The sequence below is a fragment of the Streptococcus sp. 1643 genome (genome assembly GCF_006228325.1).
Classification (GTDB): Bacteria; Bacillota; Bacilli; order Lactobacillales; family Streptococcaceae; genus Streptococcus.
Window position 1 is genome coordinate 1,257,520 of sequence record NZ_CP040231.1, and the last position, 24,331, is coordinate 1,281,850.

Consider the following 24,331-nt stretch of genomic DNA (forward strand, 5'->3'; position numbering starts at 1 on the left):
AGTGGAATTCATCGCAAAAACAATAGCTTTTTAGTAAGTGGCAACTATCCACTTGTATCTGGTAGTAGAACCAGAGTTAGTTACAAAAAAAACAAGTGCCAATTTCCATTGACACTTGTTTCCACTTTTAAACTGTGTTGCAAAATTTCGTGAAAGATACCGTTTAAAAAACTTAATCTTCTTTTTTGCGTCTTGCCAAGAATCCTGTTCCCAATCCAAGAAGGGCGATTCCAGCTACTAGAGCCACTTGGTTAGACTCGCTTCCTGTATTAGGCAATTCCCCACCTTTTTTAGGCTTACCTGGTTCATTTGGTTTGCCAGGTGTTGGTTTTTCAGGAGTGTGCGTATTTGTAATGTTGTAACCTTCTACTGAAGCTGTATAACCATCTGGAACATTCACTTCTTCAACAGTGTAGGCAATCTCCTTACCTTCTTGATAACGATCAAGACCTGTAAACTCATAAGTCCAGCCACTTGTTTCTGACACTGTAGCTGTCTGACCAGTTTCCTTACCATCTGCAAGAAGTTTTACGGTGATAGATGCTGGACGGATGCCATCTTTGTTCTCTTCATCTTTCCAGATCTTATGACCTTTTACAGCTGTTTTCTCTGGTGTGTGGGTGTTGGTCACATTCATACCAGTTTCAGTAGCTGTGTAACCTGTAGGAACACCAACTTCTTTGACTGTGTACTCGATTGCTTTACCATTTTGGTAACGGTCCAGTTCAGTGAATTCATACTTCCAACCTGTTTCAGCTGTTGCGATTGCTGTCTTGCCAGTTTCTTTACCATTGGCAAGAAGAGCGACAGTGATAGATGCTGGACGGATACGATCTTGGTCGTTATTATCAATCCAGGTCTTTTGTCCACTTACAGCAATTTTTTCTGGTGTATATTCATTGGTAATGGTGTACTTGCCATCCTTATCTGTAGTGATGGTTGCTTTGTATTCTGTCATAGCAGTTTCTTTGACAGTGTACTTGATTTCTTTACCATTTTCATACTTAGGAAGTTTTTTAGATTCGAACTTCCAGCCAGTTTTTTCTGAAACTTCAATTTCTTGAACAACTTTTTCGCCGTTAAGAATTTGAACTTTCACAGATCTTGTACGTTTACCGTCTTGGTTGTTGTTATCTTTCCAAACCTTAGTTCCTGAAAGAACAACTGTTTCTGGATTATAGGTGTTTGTCACTACTTGACCAGTCACAGAGGATTCATAACCAGCTGGTACATCCACTTCCTTGATAGAATAGGTGATTTCTTTTCCAGCTTCGTATTGTGGAAGATTGGTGAAGGATGCTACCCAAGTGTTATCATCAGTCTTCTCCTTAGCTGTTAAGGTCAATTTCTTACCTTCAACAGCTACTGGATCTGCATCTCCTACTTTTTTGTAAAGTTGAACCGTTACGGACTCAGGACGTTTGCCGTCTTGGTTGTTTGCGTCCTTCCATACTTTTGTTACCTTGTAGTCGATTGCTTTAGGAGCATATTTGTTTGTGATCGTAAAGTCTGTAATAGTCGCTTCGTATTCTGCTACGGCTTCTTCTGTTACAGTGTATTTGATTTCTTTACCAGCTTTATATTTTGCTAATTTTTCGAATGTAGCAGTCCAAGTTCCGTCTGCGGCTGCTTGAACTTCTTTCGATGCGACTTTCTCACCATCTGCTAAAAGATTGATTGTAATCTTGGTTGGACGTTTGCCGTCTTGGTTGTTTGCGTCATCCCAGTTCTTAGTTGCTTTTACATCAACTGTTTCTGGAGAATAACTATTTGTGATAGTGAATCCTGATGCAGCGTCACCAGTAACATCAGAAGTGTAACCAGTAACAGTTACTTCTACTACAGTATACTTGATAGGTGTGCCGCCTTTATCAGCATCAAGGTCTTTGAAGCTTCCAGCCCAACCATTTGCTTCAGTCAATTCAAGTGTTTTACCAGTATCTTGACCATCTGCAAGCAATTTAACTGTGACAGAAGTTGGACGTTTACCGTCTTGGTTGTTCTCGTCCTTCCATACTTTCTTCACAGGAACTTCCGTTTTTGCTGGAGTGTAAGTATTCTCGAAAGCTTTTTCATCATCGTAAGAAACAGTTGCTTCAAGTGCACCTTTACCCTTGTCCGCTACAGTAACTGTAGCCGTAACAGTTTTAGTGTCGTACTTGATGCCTGTATCACTGCCAGCTTTTTCAGCAATTTTAAAGGTATAAGTCCCTGCTTTGTCGAATTCCAATTCTGAGAAAGCAATGTTTCCGTCTTTGTCATTCTTCACAGTTTCTTTCACCTTACCATCTTGGTCTGTTAAAGTGAATTCAAACTCTTCAGCCTTCAACTCACGACCTGTAAGTTTTTTATTAGCTTTAATCTTGGCTTTAGCTTTGCTACGTTTATTTGTAACTGTTTTGATAGCTCCATCTTGTCCAACAGTCATCTCAAATGGAGTAGGATTCAACTCATATCCCTCAGGAGCCTCAATCTCGGTTACCGTAAAGTTCCCTTTCTTGATATCACTTTCTGAGTAAATAGATGATTCAGCAATTCCATTATCATTTGTCGTTACAATTTCCTCTTTAGCCGTAGCTCCTGCCGGAGGAGTAATCTTGAATTTTGCTCCTTTTAGACGGTCATGAGTCAGCTCGTCGACCTTGTAAAGAATGATACGGTAAGCTGTCTCTAATTGTATAGTTCCTCCTGAGGCCACAACAGAATTACCAATCTGCTGAAGTACCGTCTTATTACTATAATCTTGATACTCCAGTTTTTTATCATTAGCTTTTACTTCGACATTATTCAGTACTTTTGTACCATCTCCTGGAGCGCTCGTTTTATAACCAATTCGAAAAGCTGCTGGTTTTCCATTTTTAGCTACGATAGAAGAAGCGTTGTTAATGGTAATGGTGAATTCTGTATAAGAATCATTCCAATTAACTTGGTAATCTTTACCAGCTTCTAAAACTACCTCATCTTTCATGTAGTATACTTTGTTATACCAACCTGCTATAACACTGAGAGATTCCGGAATCATTTGCATTGGTGACGAATTTGGATCAACCCAATCATGAATCTCAATTTTATCATATGAAGCTTGCTTTGGATTGACCCTAACATACCACGTATGAAGATATTGACCACTCTTATTTAAAGCTTTTGAGGTCCAGGCTTCCTTACTAATTAATCCATGATATTTACTAAAGTTGGCTTTGCCAATCCCTTCAGAATAATCAACCTCGCCTCTTCGACCAACCCTGATTTGATAAGTAATTTCATTTATGGTTTCTGTCTTTTCAAAGCGTAGTGTTTGCTCACTTAGTTCATTCTTAGAACTAAATCCAAGATAGAAGCTTCCTCTAACATTCTGAACGTAGATTCCCTTCTTCTTCTCTAGGTAAGTTTTTAAATTTTTTAGGGTAATTGTAGCCTTTCCACCATTATTATCACCATTTGACACAATTTTTGCTTCTCCGATAACAAGGTCTGTTTCCTTGTCCTTTAGATCAAAAGTTTCTTCTTTAACTGACAAAGGACCTGGAACAGTGAATGTAAAGGTATCACCATCCTCTAACTTACCATCGTAAGCACTTAAATCATAATCTACGATAAACTTGTAGTTCGGGTAATCATTATGCTCAGGAGACAGAGTATAAACACCATTCGCATCCGGTTTTATAAATCTACCATTATCAACCTCCCAAATTCCAATATTACTGATAACGTTCTTCAGTTCCTTTGCTTGAACTGAATTTGGAGCAAAGATCATCCCTAGCAAACAGGCCAGAGAGGTTAGGATGGGTAACCAAAATTTCTTGTTCTTCATAATCTTCCTTTCTAAATTACCGAAAACATTAAAACGACCAACTCTGATAATAGATTCCCAATACTCATCTCCTTTCAGACTTATTGAAATACATGAGAGTTATTAATTAAACTACATCATATTAACATATTTCATAACTATATGTGAGTACAATACTTATCGTATTTGTTCTGTACTTAATATAGAAATCTCCTTTAATTTTATTATAAAACAAAATTAATTTTTTTTGTAATATTATGAGGTTATTGCCTTTTGAAAATATTGACGCAGTGTTAATATTTTATATCGAATTTCACTTTTTCAAAAAATATTGCTTTTAAAAGCTATCTAGCTGAATATTTTCAAATTAAATATTTAAAAAATTTTTTATAATTAAATCTGAAATATAAAAAATTTTATATTTAAACATTTTTATTTTACTAATTTAATAGAGTCTTCTATTAAATTCCATATAGTTTAATTGCTAAAAAAACCGAAAGTTAGTGTACTGACCCCCAAAAGTTGGACAAATAATTATTGAAAGGACTTAGTTCTGTACTGCACAGGACTAAGTCCTTTTAGTTTGACCTTAATTCGTTTGTTGTTGTAGTAATCAATGTAGTCCACAATAGCTTGTTCAAGCTCTTCTAAAGACCTAAAATGCTTCTTATAACCGTAAAACATCTCCAATTTCAAAATACCAAAGAAGGACTCCATCATACCGTTGTCTGGGCTGTTGCCCTTGCGCGACATAGATGCTTGAATTCCCTTACTCTTTAGAAACCGATGATAAGAATCATCTTGGTATTGCCATCCTTGATCGATATGGAGAATCGTACTCTCGTAGTGTTTCTCTGTGAATGCCTGTTCCAAAATGGTTTTCACTTGTTCTAAGTTGGGCGAAGTAGAAAGATAATAAGCAATGATTTCGCTGTTGAAACCATCTAAAACTGGCGTTGAATGAGCTTATCTGCTTTCTTGCCAATCTCTTCCTTGGTAGGAAGAATACTTCCGTTTCCGACGAATTCGAGCTACTAAACCAAGGACTTTCATCAGACGTTGAACTTTCTTATGATTGACCACATAACCACGATTTCTTAGCTCTAAGTGAATCCGACGATAACCATAATTTCCTTTATAATCATTATAAATAGCCTGAATTTCGGTTTTAAGTTCTTGATCCTTATCAACCACCCTATCCAGTTGCTTCAACTGATAGTAGTAAGTTGAGCGAGCTAATTGTGCCGTTTCAAGAAGTAAATCTAGTCGAAATCCTCCTGAAACCATTTCTCTAACTGTCTCTGCCTTTCTCGCTCTAAGAACTCGTCCCTTTCCTCTAACTCTTTTAACTTTTTTAAGTAGGCCACCTCAATCCATAAGCGTTCATTCTCTTCCTGAAGTCGCTCTAGTTCTGACATTTATTCCCAGGGGTTTTTCCTTTTATGTCCCATTTTAGCAGGTCTCCCTTTTGTTTTCTCAACAATAGTATACCCGTTTTCCTGTATCGTGCCAGCCAATTTTTCAACAGTGAACGGTTGGGTAAAGCATAACCTAAAGCTACACTTCTTTGCGAACAACCTTCCAGCAAGACTTTATCAATCATTTCTTGCTTCAATTTAGAGGAGTAGTAACGATTCTTCCCCTTTTTAACGATTTTTATTCCATAATGGTCAATTAATTTCACAATGTACTTTAGACTAGAAGAATCCACACCAAATCTTTTTGAAAACTGTTTGAATCTTTGTCATTGTTTTCTTAGTTCATAGATTTGAACTTTATCCTCATAAGTTAATTTCATAATAAAACACCCCAAAAGTTAGATTTTTTCTGTCTAACTTTTGGGGTGTAATTCAATAAATCTAAGTTTCTATTTTAGAAACGAATCGCTTCACGTGTTTTCTCATATGAAGTTACAAAACGGTTAGTAACCCCTGGTTCTGCAACTTCCAAGGCTTGTGAAATTTTTTCAAACGACGCTTGGTAGTCAAACTCTTTCTCAAAAATTTCAAGCGCTTCGTTAAAAGCATCTTGAATACGCTCATCAAATGAACGGTAACGGTTTGAGTATTGGAGTAGTTGCTCCGTCAAGGTTGCATATTGAACGATATCATAGGTTTCTGTTTCAAGTGCTTCCATATCATTTGTTGCAATTTCAAGAATTCGTTTAACCGATTCAATATTCACTTGTGGTTGTTCTAACTCTGCCATCAGATCTTCTGTGTTATGACTTGCAGTAAAGAAAAGTTTCAAGAAACTTTGAGGAATACCTGGCAAGTTTCTCTTCTCCATGTAACGTTTGATGGTATGCAAACGGTTCACATAGACATTTGCTTTTTGGCGAGCATTGAGGTCGTCTTTTTCAATTTGGGCAAGTCGTTCGCTAACAGAGATTTGCTCATCCTCTATATCCTTGAGGTTACTTTGAAGCATTTCCAACTGTTCTTCAAGAGCAGAGTAGGCTTGTGTTGACTCACCTTGATCCTCCGTCACTTCCATGATTGCTGTATCAAGTGCAGCCAATTCTGCTTGAAGACGACGAACATGATTGCCATCACTTTCAGGAAGAAGGTAGGTTTTAGTCAAGCGTTCAAGGTCTTGAACAAGCACCTGATTATTTTCTCTCAAGTGGTTAAGATAAGTTGGTAATGTAGCAAGAAGACTTTCAACCACTTTTTGAGCTGCAATTTCACGAGTGAAGATATCATAAAGTGCGTTGATTTCTTCTTGGATGCGATTATTTTCATACTCTGCATTGTCCAATTCCAACTGACGAATATTTTCTTGATTATTTTTCAGAGATTCATGCAAAAGTTGGAAACGAGACTCGATATCTGTCTCTGTAAAGTGGTAGTTGGCATCCAACAGCTTGCGATAGCCTTCTTCCAAATCTGCCAATTGGTCTGGCAATTCCTTTGTCAAGGTTTCAACAAGAGCTGGAATTCGCTCAACGATGTGTGTCAAAGCAAGAATATGATTTTCAGTTGAATCAAGAATTGCTGCAGCTTCAACTGGGTCACCTGATGAATTTAGAGTAACAAATTGAGAGAATTCCGATTGGATATTTTCCAATTGTTTCTCAATCTCAGGAAGAGCTTTCCCATACTTCTCTGAGTCTTCTGCAACGGTATGTTGAAGGGATTCAAACAAGTCCAAGGCATGAAGGACACGGCCACTATTCTTAGATTCTTGCTTTTCAAGTTCTGAGAGAGCATTGCGAATAGCAGCAATGTCTTCTTCAATCAAGCCGATTTGGCTCTCAATCTGATCAATCTTGTGTGTTGCCTTAAAGAAACGGAAAGAATTATTGTAGCTTTCAGCTTCAAAGAGGTGATTTTCGATATCAGCAAATGAGTTCAGAGATAAATCAACCCATTTTTGATTCCATTCACGGAAGGTCACCTGACTTTGACCAATCAAGTGCATGTTTTTAACGGCTTCAACCTCATCATTTACAGGAAGGTTGTAGAGTTCTTCTTTTCTTTCTTCAAGGGCCGTTAACCTGCTTACATTACGCTTACGTAAAAAGATGGCTGTTACATAAGCTAAGATCAGAATGACTGCAATCGCAACCATTAGATAAATTAGTTGTCCATTAGACATATCAAACTCCTTTTATACTAGAAACAATCGTAATGATTATATCATATTTTTTAAACCAAGGGAACTATTTCCCACATTTTTTAGACGTCAAGTGTACTGTAAACAGCGTTTTCTTCGATAAATTCGCGACGAGGTTCTACTCGATCCCCCATCAACATATCAAAGATTTTATCTGCTTCGGCAGCATCATCTACCGAAACACGCGCCATCAAGCGATGTTCAGGATCCATGGTTGTTTCCCACAATTGGTGGTCATCCATTTCTCCCAAACCTTTATAACGTTGAATGGTTGGTTTTGAACGCCCTTCACTGTGACGTGCTAAGGCTTCTTGGAGTTTAATTTCTTGATCTGCACCAGGTTGAATGTATTCTTTGATCTCACTTCCAACTTTAACCCCATAAATCGGTGGTTGGGCAATGTAAACATAACCAGCCTCTAAGATTGGTTTCATATAGCGATAAATCAAGGTTAGCAAGAGAGTTCGAATGTGGGCTCCATCAACATCGGCATCGGTCATCAAAACGAGTTTTTGGTAACGAGCCTTAGTGACATCAAATTCTGCACCAAATCCTGTTCCCATGGCTGTGAAAAGGCTTCGAATTTCTTCGTTTGCAAGGATTTTATCCATGCTAGCTTTTTCAACGTTCAAGATTTTACCACGAATTGGGAGGATAGCCTGAAACTCACGGTTACGACCAGATTTGGCTGATCCACCAGCTGAGTCTCCTTCGACGATGAAGAGTTCGGTTTCAGCTGGGTTGTTCGAAGAACAGTCTGCTAGTTTTCCAGGAAGATTGGAAATTTCCAAACCAGATTTCTTGCGTGTGACTTCACGCGCACGCTTGGCAGCTACACGAGCCTTGGCAGCCAAGATTCCTTTTTCCACGATACGCTTAGCAATCTGTGGATTTTCCATGAGGAAATCAGAGAAGGCATCGCTGAAGAGGCGATTGGTAATCTTGACTACTTCGCTATTTCCCAATTTAGTCTTGGTTTGGCCTTCAAACTGCGGATTAGGGTGCTTGACAGAGATAACAGCTGTCAAACCTTCACGAACATCTTCTCCTGTCAGGTTATCTTCATTGTCTTTTAGCAGTTTATTCTTGCGGGCATAATCATTGATAACACGTGTCAGCGCTGTACGGAAACCTTGCTCATGCGTACCACCTTCATGGGTGTGAATGTTATTGGCGAAACTCATGACGTTTTCGTGGTAACCGGTTGTGTACTGCATGGCTACTTCAACTGTGATATCATCCATCTCACCGTCTGTGTAGATTGGTGTATCAAAGATCACATCCTTGTTCTCGTTGATATATTCAACGTAGCTAGCAATCCCACCCTCATAGTGATAATGTTTAGTCTGTTCGAGACCTTCACGCTTATCTGTGATGGAGATTCGAAGGCCTCGGTTCAAAAAGGCTAGTTCTTGAATACGTTTGTTTAATTTATCAAAATCAAAAGTCGTTGTTTCTGTAAAAATCTCTGGATCTGGTGTGAAGTGAACTGTTGTTCCCGTTTTATCCGTATCTCCAACCACCTCAAGATCAGCAACAACATGACCACGACGGTATTCTTGGTAATGAATCTTACCGTTTTTGTGAACATGAACATCTAGTTGGGTTGAAAGAGCGTTTACTACTGATGATCCTACTCCGTGGAGCCCACCTGATACCTTATATCCGCCACCGCCGAATTTTCCTCCAGCGTGAAGAACTGTAAAGACGGTCTCAACAGCGGGACGTCCTGTTTTTTCCTGAATATCAACAGGAATTCCACGCCCATCATCCACAACGGTGATGGAATTATCAGGCTCTATAAAGACTTGGATGTGACTGGCAAATCCAGCTAGGGCTTCGTCAATTGAGTTATCAACGATTTCCCATACTAGATGGTGAAGACCTTCTTTTGAAGTCGATCCAATATACATACCTGGACGCATACGAACAGCTTCAAGTCCCTCCAAAACTTGAATTTGACTGGCATCATAATCCTGTGCCTGTTGATTTTTGATTTCTTCTGTCATTTTTTCCCTTTTCTTACATGTCTATTGCTTGTCTCAATGTCGCAACGTTATTAAAAAGATAGGCATCTAAGCCAGCAGCTTTGCCTGCTTCTACATCAATATTTCTGTCACCAATGACCAAACCAGATGTAATATGATATTTATCACGTAAATAAATCATGGACTCAGGATCTGGTTTTCGTTTAAAGCCAGAACTGGCAGTCACCACCTCGGTGAAGTAGTTCGCTATCTGGGTCTTAGCAAGAAGTTCTAGAACTTGGTCATTTCGATGAGAAACCAAGAAATGGCGACCACCCTTGTCCGAAATGTCTTTGAGTAATTCTGGAATTCCCTCAAACAAAACTGGATGTTCTAGCTCACGCGCTTCATTTTCTTTATAGTTCTCTAAAAAATCCTCGATATCTGGTGCAAACTTCTCGATGGCAAAAGCTGTCGAAACCTTCAAAGCTTCGTAGACTCGGTCGTGTTCTTGCTCTATTCCGTATTGGGCTAAGGTTTCTACAAAGGCTGCAGTAGAAGTCTCATAATTATCCAATAGGGTACCACCTAAATCCCATATATAGTCGTGATATTTCATACCCTTCATTATACCATTTTTTTATGAAAAAGGCGATGATTTCCTAGATTTTTCCAAGTAAAAAACGAGAGCCGAACTCTCGTCTTACTGTTGATTTCCAAAGACATCTCGATAGAGCATGCCAACTCGTAAACTTTCGGCATCTCCTCCCAATTGCTCTACCAACTCATAGGCAAAGGCAAGTGCGGTTGACGGTCCTCGGCTAGTTGTTAGATTACCATCTACAACCACTGTTTGCTTTTGATAAATTCCGTCAGTAATTTGCTCCTGAACTCCGTCATAACAAGTAAAGTACTTGTCTTTCAGGACACCTGCTTGATGGAGAGCGATTGGAGCTGCACAGATAGCTGCAATTTTCTTTCCTGCTTGATCAAAGGTTTTAATCTGTGAAATGAGGGCTTGATTATCTCGTAGGTGAGCTGAGCCTGGCATGCCACCTGGAAGAACGACCAAGTCATAGTCGGACAAATCGCCATCAAAGATACGGTCGGCTTTTACCTGAATGTCATGCGACCCTGTCACCTGCTCTTCAAATCCTACCATATCACAAGAAATGTTTACTCGACGCAAGACATCGACTACTGTCAAGGCTTCAATTTCTTCAAAACCCTGGGCTAAAATAACTGCTACTTTTGCCATAGTGGCCTCCTTATTTGATTTGTTTTAGGACAACTTTCTTTCGTTTGAATGGAACTTTTCCACTTTTCTCTTCTGCTAGATTGGTCTGGTAACTCATAGACAAGAGGAGACCGACACCGATGAGGTTACTAATAATTGCGGATCCCCCTTGAGAAATGAAAGGCAGAGGAATCCCTGTCAAAGGAAGTAAGCCTGTCACGGCACCGATATTTTCAAAGATATGGAAGAGCAACATCATGATAAAACCAGTCGAAATGTAGGTGTAGAACTGGTTATTTGACCTGAGCGTAATCTTCAACATACGGTAGATGAGAAGCAAGTATAAAGCAACCACAAAGACTGAACCAATAAAGCCAAAGTCTTCTGCAATTACGGTGAAAATCATATCACTCTCACGTACTGGAATGAGGAGATTGGACACATTGAAACCTTGTCCAAACAAGCCACCACTTCCAATCGCAATTTGTCCCTGCGCCTGTTGATATGTTGTTGTTTGTGCAAAATCAAAGGGATTGAGCCAAGCCAAGATGCGGTTGATCTGGTAAGTTGGCATCCCAATCTGATGCAAGAAGGCACGTCCATCCTTGCTTATAAAGATGGCCATAAAACCTACAACTGCAGTCACTCCTGTCGCAAAAACCGGAATGATGATCTTCCACGAAACACCTGAAAGGAGAACCATACCGGAAAAAATAGCTACAAAGACCAAGGCAGTCCCTAAGTCACTTTGTAGGGCTAAGAGGATCAAGACTGGGATGGTAAAGGCGATCATCCAACCAATCAATAGGAAATCCAAGGGAATAGTCCGTCGCCATTCCTTGTGTTTTTGAGTGAATCTTACAATGGCTCGAGCCAACATCAAGATATAGGAAATCTTCATGAATTCCGATGGCTGGAAAAGTGTCGTTCCACCAATCGATACCCAGTTCTTGGCACCTGTTGACGCTACAAGATTTGGATTGTAGAAAACAAGAGGGAGGACCATCAAAGCTAGCCCTAGACCATAAAGATAGGGAGTCACCTTCCATAAAAACTCGGTATTAAAGAACATGACCACAAATCCAATGACAAGACCCAAGGCAATCCAAGCGATTTGCTGACCTAGAATTGGTAATACATTATTTGGATAGTCATGACTAACTGCTATATAAATGGCCACTACTCCAATCACCAGTAAACAAAACACTGGTAGGAGGAGGCTATAATCGACTCGAGAGTCGAAGGAACGTTTCATATTTTTTACCTTTTCTCTTTCTTGGATTTTTCTTTCATTCTATTGCGACGAGATTGGAGAAAATCAGCTACAGCAGGCTCTAGCTGTTCTCTAGAAAGAACCTGAACAGCCCTTTCTTTTGACAAGGCCTGAGCGATTTGTTTGCCGTAACGCTTGCTGGTAACACGACTGTCTAAGATTACAGCAACCGAACCTTGGTCAGATCGTCTAACAGTACGGCCCAGAGCTTGTTTTAGCCGAATGATCGCCATCGGCAACTGATAATCATAGAAAGGATTTTTCCCTTCTTGACGCAGTTCCTGGTTTAATTTTTTTGTTAAAGGCTCTTGGGGATTTTGGAAAGGCAATCTCGGAATCACTTGGATCACGCAAGGATGGGTTGAAAAATCAACCCCTTCCCAGAAACTACCTGTTCCAAGCAAGATCTGACGTTCACCTTTTTCAAAACGTTTTTTCAGTTGGCTTGGTTCCCCATTTTTATACTGAGCTAGATGCGGTTGGTCGAGCAGGTCCGAAACTGCCAGCAGCATTTCTTTTGAGGTAAACAAGACCAATAAGGGTTCTTGAAAGGCCTGTAAGCTTCGAATGACAGAAGCCACTTCACTAGCATAGTCAAAATGCGGAACTTCTGTCACAAGAGGAAAGTCATTGACTAGAAAGACTTCTTGTTGTTCCTGCTTTGCTACATCAAGCTTAACAAGCGGAGCATCAGGAAATCCCAATAAATCTGCTAGGGAAACCCGATTGCTGATTTCAAGAGTAGCCGATACTCCTAAGAGCCTACAATCTTCTGGCAATAAGTCTGCTAGTATAAAGCGGCCTTTTTTACTTGAACAAATCAAGACATCCTTGCTCGATTTCTCTGCTGTAGCAATCCAAAATTCACGGTCCGAGGTGAAAAAGTTTGCAAGCTCTCGATACTCTGGGAGAGCTAACTCCGAAAAATGCTGGCGCAACTCTTCGAGAGAATCCAACCACTTTCCATTCTTAAGACCTGATTGATACTGCTCCATCAAGTAACGACATTCAAAACCTATACTCTCAAGCAAGCGTTTCTGAATCAAATCTTCTTCTGACTCCAAGGACTTATCAAGCTGGCTTACAAATTCCTCAAGGCGATAAGCCTGCTGAGCTAGATTTTCGAGAGCTAGCAGCATTTTTTGAGCTTCATCCAAAATTACCAAACGGTTGTCAACAAACTCTGGATTGTCTTCCAAACGAGTGACCAGATAGGCATGATTGGTCAGAAGAACACGACTGGTCTTGGCCTTTTCCTGCCCTCGTTTCCAAAAATCCTCTGTAGCAAATAAACTTTTCTTTGAAAGCTTGCCATCGTGGACTAGTTCTGGCAGAAAGTGCTGGTAGCGATAAAGCTGCCCGATTTCGTCCAAGTCACCTGTCTCTGACTCTGTTAGCCAGATAAGCAACTGCATTTTAAAGCGTGTGAAAAGGCGATTGGACTCTGATCGATTGAGAACTCTGTGAAAGGCATCCAGTTTCAAGTAATTTTGAGGCCCCTTGAGACTATGAATTTCCAGATGGAAGACCTCTTTTAAGCGCTGACCTTCTTCTTGCATGATTTGATTTTGAAGAATTTTGGTCGGAACACTCACTAGGATACCTGCTTGACTCTCCAAGTTCAAAGCTGGGAGGAGATAACCATAAGTCTTGCCCAGTCCCGTTTGAGCTTGGATAAAGGAAGTCTGGTCTTCTTCCAATAATTGCTCAATCTTCTCCGCAAATTCCAGCTGTTGTGGACGCTCCTCCAGCCCCAATAAAGAAATGTTTTTAGCAAAGTCTTTGGATAACTTTCGTGGGACTAAGCCTTTGCTTTCCTTTTTGAGGAAAAGCCCATGAAGTTCCATCAAGTCTGGCGAAGACAAGAGAGATTGTTGCTGATAGGCCTCCTCAATCACCAGATAACTTTCATAGAGAAGGTTGTCTGCAAGGTTTAATAAGCTTTCTAAGAGCCCTTTAGGTAGCTCAAAAAGTTTTTGACGCATGTAAAGCAAGAGTTCAGCTGTTGCCTGAGCATCTGACAGGGCAGTATGGGCATGTTCCAGCTCAATGCCCAACTCTTGACAAAGGATACCTAAGTTATACTTTTCAAACTGAGGATATAGAACTTGGGCAAGCTCAACTGTATCCACCCGCGGTGTACGCAATTCATACCCTTCAAAAAAGAGAAATTCTGCAAGAAGGTTGGCATCAAACTGTACATTGTGCGCAACAAAAATACCGTCCTTAACCAATTCAAAAATTTTTCCAGCTACCTGAGAAAATTCTGGTGCCACAGCCAAACGTTGATCGGTCAGACCTGTTAATTCTTTGATATGAGAATCCAAGGGTTCGTGAGGATTGACATCAGTCGCATACTGATCGATGATGTCACCATTCTCAATCACCACAATACCTACTTGAATAATTTTTGCCTTGCTTCCGGTGCTGGTCGCCTCTAAATCAACGACCACATACCGATCATTTCTCGCATTCATCATTAAAAATTATATCAAAAAAAGCATGATTTGACACCCCTCAACTTTGATAACAATCTGGATTCACTTGCGAGTTTGACTAAAAACCCAGACCTTAAAAGTGAGAATTTCACGCAAGTTCAGCAGTTGATTCCTGATTCTGAGGTATTTGAAAACCTTATTAACAAAGCTACATCAACAAAAAAAGACAACTAAGGTATTAGCTGCCTTTTTGAGATATTTTTTTCATTGCTTTCGGAAGAGCCTTGCTAATTTCTGTTGGCAAGACAAGGTAGTTTTCTTGAGCAAGTTCTTGCGAGATAGCTGAATGAAGGTGGGTTGCTGCCACCACTCTCTCATAGAGGCTGACTTGGTGAAACTGACCTGCAAAACCTGCAATCATCCCAGCCAGAGTATCTCCCATCCCACCAGTTGCTTGATAGGGACCTCCAACCTCTAACTGATAATATTCAGGCTGACCAGCTTTCCAGATACGAGTTGCTGGCCCCTTCTCGACTAGAATCGTTTCTTGAGGAAAAGCTGAAAGAGCCCTAGCAGTCGTCTCTGTATTTTGATGGTCAAAAACTATACCAGACAGTCTTTCCCATTCCTTTTGGTGGGGAGTTAGGATGAGCTGACTAGATGGGAATGGAAAATGAGCTTTTGCTAAGATGCCCAAAGCGCCGCCATCTGCAATCAAAATCTGGTCTTTTCTAAGGCTGTCAAAGACTCGTTTTACGAGTTCTTCTCCAAATGCATCCTCTCGCAAACCCGGACCTAACAAGACAACTTCTGCCTTTTCCAACTGCTCTTTTAACAATTGCTGGTCTTGAAGAGAAAATGCCATGGCCTCAGGTAAATGACTGTGTAGAGCAAGGATATTTTCCCTATCTGTTCCAACGGTCACCAATCCTGCACCACTTTTGACAGTTGCAATGGCTGACATGATGATAGCTCCCCCATAAGGATAGATCCCTCCCAGCAATAGCAAACGCCCGTAATCTCCCTTATGGCTGTGACGAGAACGTTCAATAATGACTTTTTCTAGTAAAGCTTGATCAATCACTTTCATCGTTTTTTCCCTCTCACTCTATTATACTACAAAAGGAGGTTCAGACCTCCTTTTATCTATTTTCCCTTAAATTCCGCAAAGGTCTGTAAGATTTTAGCTGCCACTGCTGGAGAAGGAGCTCCTTTTAGCTCTAACGTGTCATCTGCATATGGAGTAAGGCCGGCAAAATCTCCTATCTGGACAGAATAGAGAGACGTTTTAAATAGTTCAATATCGTTTTGGTCATTTCCAAAAGCGATGAAGTTCTCCCCACATAATTTTTCAACAGTTGTCGCCTTATGAGTATCCAAGGGATTAACATAAAGGCACTTTTCATGCGCATGATAGGAGAGATGAGCCTGCCCCAGTCTTTCTAACTGACCAAGTAGATCATCAAGCAACTCCTCATGGTCACCCATATAAACGACTACCTTAATCGGAGTCCCTAAGTCCTCAAGTTTCTGATGACGAGCCACCTTTAGGGGATCCACACTGGAGAAAAATGGAATCTTCTCTACAATCTGACCACTGTAGTCAAAGCAATCATCTACAAAGAAAGGGAGATTATAGGTCTGGCAATAATCCACTAGCGCCTGATAAACTCTAGTATCGAGATTCCTTTCGAAGATAGCCTTCCCCAGATAATAGGCTACGCCACCATTCAAACCTATAACCAAACGCTGACTGAGTTCAGAACCTAATAAACCCAAACAATCCCGATAAGAGCGAGCTGAAGCAAATACAATCTCATGCCCATAATCTTCAGCCTTTAAAAGAACCTGCTTAATCTCTTCATCTATGGTCATATAGTCAAAAGATAGCGTTCCATCCAGGTCAAATACGAATTTCATCTTCCTAGTCCTTGTTTAGTGTTCGAAGCGCTGCCTGATAGGTTTGCTCCATTAGCATAGTAATAGTCATAGGACCAACTCCACCAGGTACAGGTGTGATGTGACTAGCAAGTGGTGCAACCGCATCATAATCAACATCTCCACAAAGCTTGCCATTTTCATCTCGGTTCATCCCAACGTCAATGACAACCGCTCCCGGTTTGACAAAGTCAGCAGTCACAAACTTAGCGCGACCGATTGCAACCACAAGAATATCTGCCTTAGCAGCCACCTTGGCAAGATGATGGGTGCGTGAGTGAGTCAAGGTCACTGTTGCATTTTTAGCTAAAAGAAGCTGAGCCATCGGTTTTCCAACAATATTTGAACGACCGATAACAACTGCATTTTTACCTTCTAGATCAATCCCATATTCATGAAACATCTCCATAATTCCTGCAGGTGTCGAAGGAATCATAACTGGATGACCTGACCAGAGACGACCCATGTTTAGGGGATGGAAACCATCCACGTCTTTTTCGGGGTCAATGGCTAATAAAACTGCCTCTTCATCGATATGTTTTGGTAAAGGTAACTGGACCAAAATCCCATGCCAAGCTGGATCTTGATTGTATTTGGCAATCAAGTCTAACAATTCCGCTTGGGTAATGGTCTCTGGAACTCGCACTACTTCACTACGGAAGCCAGCAGCGAGAGCTGACCGTTCCTTGTTGCGAACGTAGACTTGGCTGGCAGGATTGTCCCCCACCAAAATCACTACCAATCCTGGAACTAGACCTGTTTCTTCTTTTAGTTTAGCCGTCTTCTCAGCCAACTGTCCTTGTAACTTAGCCGCAAGAGCCTTCCCATCGATAATCTGTGCCATATCTCTTCTCTTTTCTATCAAATATCCTCTATTATATCAAAAAAAAACTCGCCATTCTAACACTTCTTGCCTAATGGACCTTATAGTCTGAAACTATAAGAAAAAGCCCTTATCGAGCTTTTATGCTTATTTATACTAGGTAAACTTGTCAGGCTTTCTTTTTGACTTTTGGAGCCGGTAAGACTTCATACATCTCCTTGATTAATCTGATTAGACATGACTTATCTTCAATGTCTTCTATCAAAATCATCTCCTTAGCTCCTTCATAAGGACGTTCAAGCTTAGTCTGTCCCAGTTGATCCAAGACCAGCTTCACAGGCTTCAGTAACAAACGATTATCATAGATTCCCCCAATAATCTTCCCAAGATAATAAAGGATATACTCTCCCATCATTGGACGATAACTCATCTCCTCTAGCTCTGATAGCTGTTCGAGAATAAAATCTAAATATTCTTTACTGGAAGCCATGATGCCTACTCCATTTCTTCTAAAAATGAGGTATTACAAAACCTTACTCAAAAATTCCTTGGTCCGTTGTTCTTTTGTTTGATCGAAAATCTCCTCAGGCGTTCCATCTTCGACAACAACCCCATCCGCCATAAAGATAACACGGTCTGCTACCTCACGCGCAAAGCCCATTTCATGAGTCACAATCACCATGGTCATCCCCGACTTGGCAAGGTCTTGCATCACAGCTAGAACTTCTCCAACCATCTCAGGATCCAGGGCTGAAGTCGGCTCATCAAAGAGCAAAACATCTGGTTCCATAGCAAGTCCACGTGCAATGGCAATCCGTTGTTGCTGACCACCTGACAAACTCTGTGGATAGGACGTTGCCTTATCTGGCAAACCAACTTTTTCTAACAGTTCCTGTGCTCTTTTCTCAGCAACTTCCTTGCTTTCACCTTTGGTTTTAATTGGTGACAAAGTGATATTTTCCATCACTGTCATATTGGGAAAGAGGTTGAATTGTTGGAATACCATGCCCATCTTTTCACGCATAGCAAAAAGGTCATTTTTCTTATCAGTGATATCAACTCCTTCAAAGATAACCTTACCTTTACTTGCTTCTTCAAGGAGATTCATAGAACGAAGGAAAGTTGATTTCCCGCTCCCTGACGGACCGATAATGACCACAACTTCTCCTCGTTTAATCTCAAGGTTGATACCTTTTAAAACTTCATTTTTCCCAAAAGACTTATGTAGTTCTTCAATTTTAATCAAGGTTTCTGTCATTATTTTTTGTCTCCTTGTCCAATATGTTTTTCAAACGCTTTCAATGCCACTGTCAAAACAGAGGTCATAATCAAATAGTAAAAGGCTGCAAATAAAAGGGGAGTCAACGGTAAATAAGTTGTTGTCGCTACAGTCGTTGCACCATTCCACAACTCCATCACCCCAATCGCAGACAAGAGGGAACTATCCTTGATAATGGTGATAAATTCATTTCCCAGAGCTGGAAGAATATTTTTGATAGCTTGTGGCAAAATGACATAACGCATGGCATTTTTGGGACGAATACCTAAGGAATAAGCTGCCTCTAACTGCCCTTTAGGAACCGCATTGATCCCCGCACGAACAGTTTCTGAAACGTAAGCACCACTGTTCATAGAAATAATCAGAATACCAGGAATCAAACGAGAAAGATCAACTCCTAAAATTCCCACTTGAATAGTCGGAGCATTGATATGCATAAGAGCAAAGGCAATCATTATTTGAACCATCATCGGAGTACCACGGAAGATCCAAACATAGACATTCGCAAACCAGACGAGCGGTTTAAAGCGTAATCGCTGAGCAAAGGCCAGTAACACACCTATAATGGTCCCTAAGCAGACAACAAGGATAGAAATCAATACGGTAATCAGAGCACCATAGTTAAAATACGGTAAATACTTTGGTAAAAAAGAAAAATTCATATTCAATCAACTTTCTATGTATTGGATTGTATGATTATAACATGAATTGAATTAAAATTCAATCCTTTTTCTCTAATTTTACCAATTAACTTGATAGAATAGAGAAATAGAGAGAAATCACAGTTTTTTTCTAGTCAACTACCTCTTGTTTATGGTAAAATAGAAACGATAAGAAATGGAGGAGAATCAAAATGGAATCACATTTGGTTAGAATCATTAACCGCCTAGAAGCAATGACAAAAGATGGTGGAAATCTAAAACGTAATTTTGAACGTGAAGGTGTTGTTGTCGCAGAAGTTGCATACAGCCATGACGAAGAAAACGGATCGCTCTTCACCCTTCGCGATGTAGAAGCTCGTGAAACTTATACCTTTGATAGCATTGATTTGATTGCAATGGAGATCTACGAACTCCTTTACTAATATAAAAACAACGGGCAGAAAGGCCCGATGAATGAGAATCCTTTTTGTCACCACAAATGGGATTTTTTCTTACCTTCAATGTCGCTGGATTCTCCATAAATCCTTCTTTTAAAAACGACCACTTCCCAATCTTTTTACTTGCTTTACACCTTAATCATGCTATAATGAGAGTATAAAACTTTGACTATTCTTGACCTTTTTCTTAGACCAAGAATAAGAATGAAATGAGGTAGATGTATGCTCTGTCAAAACTGTAAAATTAACGACTCAACAATTCATCTGTATACCAATATCAATGGACAGCAAAAGCAAATTGATCTCTGTCAAAATTGCTATAAAATTATCAAAACAGATCCAAATAATACCCTCTTTAAAGGAATGACTGACTTAAATAATCATGACTTTGATCCCTTCGGCGACTTTTTCAATGATTTGAACAATTTCAAACCTTCTTCTAATAACGTCCCTCCAACTCAATCTGGTGGGGGATACGGAGGAAGCGGTGGTTATGGGCCTCAAAACCGCGGCCCACTTCAAACACCTCCTAGCCAAGAAAGAGGACTCTTAGAGGAATATGGTATCAATATTACTGAGATTGCTCGTCGGGGAGATATTGACCCTGTTATTGGTCGAGATGAGGAGATTATCCGCGTTATCGAAATCCTCAACCGTCGAACCAAGAACAACCCTGTCCTTATCGGAGAACCAGGTGTTGGTAAAACAGCCGTTGTTGAAGGTCTAGCTCAGAAGATTGTTGATGGCGATGTTCCCCATAAACTCCAAGGCAAGCAGGTCATCCGTCTGGATGTGGTCAGTCTAGTCCAAGGAACAGGGATTCGAGGCCAATTTGAAGAACGAATGCAAAAGCTCATGGAAGAAATTCGCAAACGCGAGGACATCATCCTCTTTATCGACGAAATCCATGAAATTGTTGGTGCAGGGTCAGCAGGCGATGGCAATATGGATGCTGGCAATATCCTCAAACCTGCCCTTGCCCGTGGTGAATTGCAACTGGTCGGAGCCACTACTCTCAATGAATACCGCATCATTGAAAAAGATGCCGCCCTAGAGCGCCGTATGCAACCTGTCAAGGTAGATGAACCAACTGTCGAAGAAACCATTATCATCCTTAAAGGGGTTCAAAAGAAATACGAAGACTACCATCACGTCAAGTATACTGATGCTGCTATCGAAGCTGCTGCAAATCTTTCCAACCGCTATATCCAAGATCGCTTCTTGCCAGACAAGGCTATTGACCTGTTGGATGAAGCTGGTTCTAAGATGAATCTGACACTGAACTTTGTTGATCCTAAAGTGATTGATCAGCGTTTAATAGAAGCTGAAAATCTCAAGGCGCAAGCTACACGAGAGGAAGACTTTGAAAAGGCTGCTTATTTCCGCGATCAGATTGCCAAGTACAAAGAAATGCAAAAGAACAAGGTGACCGATCAGGATACTCCAATCATTAGCGAGAAAACCATCGAACATATCATTGAGCAAAAAACCAATATCCCTGTTGGAGAACTCAAAGAAAAAGAACAGTCTCAGCTTATCCATCTAGCAGACGACCTCAAAGCTCATGTCATTGGTCAAGATGAAGCTGTCGATAAGATTGCCAAGGCCATCCGTCGTAATCGTGTTGGACTTGGAACTCCTAACCGGCCAATCGGAAGCTTCCTCTTTGTCGGACCAACTGGTGTCGGTAAGACAGAACTTTCCAAACAACTAGCCATTGAACTTTTTGGTTCAGCTGATAGCATGATTCGCTTTGATATGAGTGAATACATGGAAAAACACAGTGTGGCTAAATTGGTCGGAGCCCCTCCAGGTTATGTCGGCTATGATGAAGCTGGTCAGTTAACGGAAAAAGTTCGTCGCAATCCATATTCTCTCATCCTTCTCGATGAAGTCGAGAAAGCCCATCCAGATGTGATGCACATGTTCCTTCAAGTCTTGGACGATGGTCGTTTGACTGATGGGCAAGGACGTACAGTTAGCTTTAAGGATGCTATCATTATCATGACCTCAAATGCGGGTACTGGAAAGGCCGAAGCCAGTGTTGGGTTTGGAGCTGCTCGTGAAGGACGTACTAATTCTGTTCTTGGTGAACTTGGTAACTTCTTTAGTCCTGAGTTTATGAACCGTTTTGACGGCATCATCGAATTTAAACCTCTCAGCAAGGACAACCTTCTCCAAATCGTCGAACTCATGCTAGCGGATGTCAACAAACGCCTCTCTAGCAACAATATCCACCTCGATGTGACTGACAAAGTCAAGGAAAAGTTGGTTGACCTAGGTTATGATCCAAAAATGGGGGCGCGCCCACTCCGCCGCACCATTCAAGACTATATCGAGGATGCCATCACTGACTTCTACCTTGAAAATCCAAGTGAGAAAACCCTCAAGGCAGTTATGACAAGTAATGGTAATATTCAAATCAAATCTGCCAAAAAAACTGAGAAAACAGAAGAGATTGCTTCTGAAATAGAAGAATAAATCTATCTAACAAGTGCAGAAAGTCTATCATTTTCTGCACTTTTTTTACTAAAATAAATTCAAAACCTTGACAGCTTGCCCCTCGTCCATTATGATAATAATAAAGATACTAGAGAATGAGGAAAATGCAATGGCAAACCCAACTTTTGGCGTTAAAAAAGAGAATGTAACCTACCAGCCCCGCTATGGTGTGTACGCAGTTATTCCGGATGCAGAAAAAAAACAAATTGTCTTAGTTCAAGCTCCCAATGGTGCTTGGTTCTTGCCAGGTGGAGAAATTGAAGCAGGCGAAGATCATCAAGAAGCACTGAAGAGAGAACTAATCGAAGAACTTGGCTTTACAGCTGAGATTGGAACCTATTATGGGCAAGCTGATGAATATTTCTACTCTCGCCACCGTGATACCTACTACTACAACCCAGCTTATCTCTATGAAGCTACTTCTTTCCAAAAAGTACAAAAACCATTAGAAGATTTTAATCATATTACTTGGTTTCCTGTTGATGAAGCAATTGAAAAACTCAAACGTGGTAGCCATAAATGGGGAATAGAAGCTTGGAAAATCCAGCATAAAATTGACTAAAATACACGATTTTATCCAAAAAGTGCTATAATAGAGTTAGAAAATCGGAGGAACTGTTATGAAGCTTATCAATACGACAAACTCACACTCGCAACTTGTTAAAAGCCAATTAGAAAGCACAGACGCAACTCTTGTCGAGGTCTATTCTGCTGGAAACACAGATGTAGTTTTCACACAAGCCCCGCTTCACTATGAAATCCTCATTTCCAACAAACACCGTGCTATTCGTGAACCTGAAATCGAAACTATCCAAGACTTCTTCTTAAAACGTAAAATCGACAAGGAAAGCATTGATGAAGCCAATATCAAGACGCTTTATTCTGATAAATTGATTGAGATTTCAATCCCTATAAAATAAGAAGACCAGCCAAAAGCTGGTTTTCTTTTGCAAAAAAAGATTGGTAGTTTCTACCAATCTTTTAGTTTTATTTCACAGCTTCTTTCAAAGCGTCTACCTTGTCCAAACGTTCCCAAGGAAGGTCAATATCTGTACGTCCCATGTGTCCATAAGCCGCTGTTTGACGGTAAATTGGACGTTTGAGATCCAGCATTTGGATAATTCCTGCAGGGCGAAGGTCAAAGATTTGACGCGCTGCTTTTTCAAGCTTGCTTTCAGCTACCGTTCCAGTACCAAAAGTATCGATACGGACAGAAACAGGCTGCGCAACACCGATAGCGTAGGCCAATTGCACTTCTGCCTTCTTAGCAAGACCTGCTGCAACGATGTTCTTGGCAATGTAGCGAGCTGCATAAGAGGCTGAACGGTCCACCTTCGTCGCATCTTTACCAGAGAAGGCACCACCACCATGGCGAGAGTAGCCACCATAGGTATCCACGATAATCTTACGACCAGTCAAACCTGAGTCCCCTTGAGGTCCACCGATTACAAAACGACCAGTTGGATTGATGAAGAATTTTGTTTGTTCATCCAAGTAAGAAGCCGGGATCACCTCTTTGATAACCTTGCTAATCACATCATTGTGAATTTGTTCATTGCTAACTTCTGGATCGTGCTGAGTTGAAATCACGACTGTGTCCACGCGCACTGGACGATCATTTTCATCATACTCAACCGTAACTTGTGATTTAGCATCTGGACGAAGGTAACTGATTTCACCAGACTTACGAAGTTCTGCTAAACGACGAACCAACTTGTGACTAAGTGAGATTGGTAATGGCATGAGTTCTTCTGTCTCATCCACCGCAAACCCAAACATGAGACCTTGGTCTCCAGCACCAATCAAGTCCAGTGGATCTTGATCTGCATTTCCACGAACCTCCAAGGCTTCGTTAACCCCTTGGGCGATATCTGGTGACTGCTCAACAAGCGATGGATGAACTCCAACTGTTTCCGCAGAAAAACCATACTCTGTATTGGTATAACCAATCTCTGCAATGGTGTCACGAACCACACGGTTAATATCCACATAAGCATGTGTAGAAATTTCACCAAAAACATGGACGGAACCAGTGTAGACAGCTGTCTCAGCAGCAACGTGCGCCTCTGGATCCTTTGCTAAAATAGCATCCAAAATCGCATCTGAAATTTGGTCTGCAATCTTATCTGGATGCCCCTCAGATACAGATTCAGACGTGAATAATTTACGTTCTGACATAAAAATGTCCCCCCTTAAAAAATATTGTTATAGAGTTACAAAGTACTGATAAAAAATCCTATCCTCTACGGGTTGCGACTCGAAAGAAAAATAGACCTTTCTACCACCTTATCGGGACTATATAACCTTATCATTATACCACTTTTTATTTTTTTTTGCAGTATTTTCTCTAAATAAAAACTCAGTAGA

Annotated in this window: 18 protein-coding genes and 1 pseudogene; 4 read left to right on the forward strand and 15 right to left on the reverse strand. The window is 40.6% G+C overall.

Going from position 1 to position 24,331, the window contains the following annotated elements; translation table 11 throughout:
• Positions 1-172: 172 nt before the first annotated feature.
• From FD735_RS06675 to FD735_RS06740, 14 genes and pseudogenes are all read right to left on the reverse strand, one after another.
• Complete coding sequence (locus FD735_RS06675; RefSeq protein WP_139658796.1) at positions 173-3,811, reverse strand: Cna B-type domain-containing protein; 3,639 nt, start codon at positions 3,809-3,811, stop codon at positions 173-175.
• A 513-nt stretch (positions 3,812-4,324) separates the two neighbouring features.
• Positions 4,325-5,588 (reverse strand): annotated as a pseudogene (locus tag FD735_RS06680) (IS3 family transposase).
• A gap of 74 nt (positions 5,589-5,662) precedes the next feature.
• Positions 5,663-7,390: a septation ring formation regulator EzrA gene (ezrA, locus tag FD735_RS06685; RefSeq protein WP_139658797.1), complete on the reverse strand. Its 1,728-nt coding sequence runs from the start codon at positions 7,388-7,390 to the stop codon at positions 5,663-5,665.
• Positions 7,391-7,470: 80 nt separating this feature from the next.
• Entirely contained in the window at positions 7,471-9,417 is a 1,947-nt protein-coding gene (gyrB, locus tag FD735_RS06690) for a DNA topoisomerase (ATP-hydrolyzing) subunit B (protein WP_000134070.1), read from the reverse strand.
• A 13-nt stretch (positions 9,418-9,430) separates the two neighbouring features.
• Positions 9,431-9,994 carry an HAD-IA family hydrolase gene (locus FD735_RS06695; RefSeq protein ID WP_008278047.1) on the reverse strand — a complete coding sequence of 188 codons (564 nt, stop codon included), beginning with the start codon at positions 9,992-9,994 and terminating at the stop codon, positions 9,431-9,433.
• An 84-nt stretch (positions 9,995-10,078) separates the two neighbouring features.
• Entirely contained in the window at positions 10,079-10,633 is a 555-nt protein-coding gene (locus FD735_RS06700; protein ID WP_084882748.1) for a DJ-1 family glyoxalase III, read from the reverse strand.
• A 10-nt stretch (positions 10,634-10,643) separates the two neighbouring features.
• On the reverse strand, positions 10,644-11,867 hold the full coding sequence (locus FD735_RS06705; protein WP_084882746.1) for an FtsW/RodA/SpoVE family cell cycle protein: 1,224 nt from the start codon (positions 11,865-11,867) through the stop codon (positions 10,644-10,646).
• Positions 11,868-11,872: 5 nt separating this feature from the next.
• Positions 11,873-14,365, reverse strand: a complete 2,493-nt coding sequence (locus FD735_RS06710) for a bifunctional DnaQ family exonuclease/ATP-dependent helicase (protein WP_139658798.1) — start codon at positions 14,363-14,365, stop codon at positions 11,873-11,875.
• A 196-nt stretch (positions 14,366-14,561) separates the two neighbouring features.
• Positions 14,562-15,413: an NAD(P)H-hydrate dehydratase gene (locus FD735_RS06715; protein WP_139658799.1), complete on the reverse strand. Its 852-nt coding sequence runs from the start codon at positions 15,411-15,413 to the stop codon at positions 14,562-14,564.
• Positions 15,414-15,469: 56 nt separating this feature from the next.
• On the reverse strand, positions 15,470-16,243 hold the full coding sequence (locus FD735_RS06720) for an HAD hydrolase family protein (protein ID WP_139658800.1): 774 nt from the start codon (positions 16,241-16,243) through the stop codon (positions 15,470-15,472).
• A 4-nt stretch (positions 16,244-16,247) separates the two neighbouring features.
• The gene (locus tag FD735_RS06725) at positions 16,248-17,105 is read right to left on the reverse strand and encodes a bifunctional methylenetetrahydrofolate dehydrogenase/methenyltetrahydrofolate cyclohydrolase (RefSeq protein WP_000057225.1); all 858 of its coding nucleotides are present in this window, start codon (positions 17,103-17,105) and stop codon (positions 16,248-16,250) included.
• 148 nt (positions 17,106-17,253) lie between these two features.
• A complete protein-coding gene (locus FD735_RS06730) occupies positions 17,254-17,574 on the reverse strand; it encodes a TfoX/Sxy family protein (RefSeq protein ID WP_139658801.1) in 321 nt (106 codons plus the stop codon).
• A 33-nt stretch (positions 17,575-17,607) separates the two neighbouring features.
• Positions 17,608-18,342: an amino acid ABC transporter ATP-binding protein gene (locus FD735_RS06735; protein ID WP_000140921.1), complete on the reverse strand. Its 735-nt coding sequence runs from the start codon at positions 18,340-18,342 to the stop codon at positions 17,608-17,610.
• Entirely contained in the window at positions 18,342-19,025 is a 684-nt protein-coding gene (locus FD735_RS06740; RefSeq protein WP_139658802.1) for an amino acid ABC transporter permease, read from the reverse strand. Before FD735_RS06740 ends, FD735_RS06735 begins: the two co-directional genes overlap by 1 nt.
• 191 nt (positions 19,026-19,216) lie before the next feature.
• Here FD735_RS06740 and FD735_RS06745 point away from each other — a divergent pair, with 191 nt between their 5' ends.
• From FD735_RS06745 to FD735_RS06760, 4 genes are all read left to right on the forward strand, one after another.
• Complete coding sequence (locus FD735_RS06745; protein ID WP_000443577.1) at positions 19,217-19,447, forward strand: DUF1797 family protein; 231 nt, start codon at positions 19,217-19,219, stop codon at positions 19,445-19,447.
• 237 nt (positions 19,448-19,684) lie between these two features.
• Positions 19,685-21,943 (forward strand): ATP-dependent Clp protease ATP-binding subunit, encoded by a 2,259-nt coding sequence (locus tag FD735_RS06750; protein WP_139658803.1) that lies wholly within the window; start codon positions 19,685-19,687, stop codon positions 21,941-21,943.
• Between the two features lie 130 nt (positions 21,944-22,073).
• A complete protein-coding gene (locus tag FD735_RS06755; RefSeq protein ID WP_139658804.1) occupies positions 22,074-22,526 on the forward strand; it encodes an NUDIX hydrolase in 453 nt (150 codons plus the stop codon).
• A gap of 58 nt (positions 22,527-22,584) precedes the next feature.
• On the forward strand, positions 22,585-22,884 hold the full coding sequence (locus tag FD735_RS06760) for a DUF1827 family protein (protein WP_000767203.1): 300 nt from the start codon (positions 22,585-22,587) through the stop codon (positions 22,882-22,884).
• A 67-nt stretch (positions 22,885-22,951) separates the two neighbouring features.
• On the opposite strand, the gene metK is transcribed toward FD735_RS06760, so the two are convergent.
• Positions 22,952-24,142: a methionine adenosyltransferase gene (gene metK, locus FD735_RS06765; protein ID WP_139658805.1), complete on the reverse strand. Its 1,191-nt coding sequence runs from the start codon at positions 24,140-24,142 to the stop codon at positions 22,952-22,954.
• Positions 24,143-24,331: the final 189 nt, after the last annotated feature.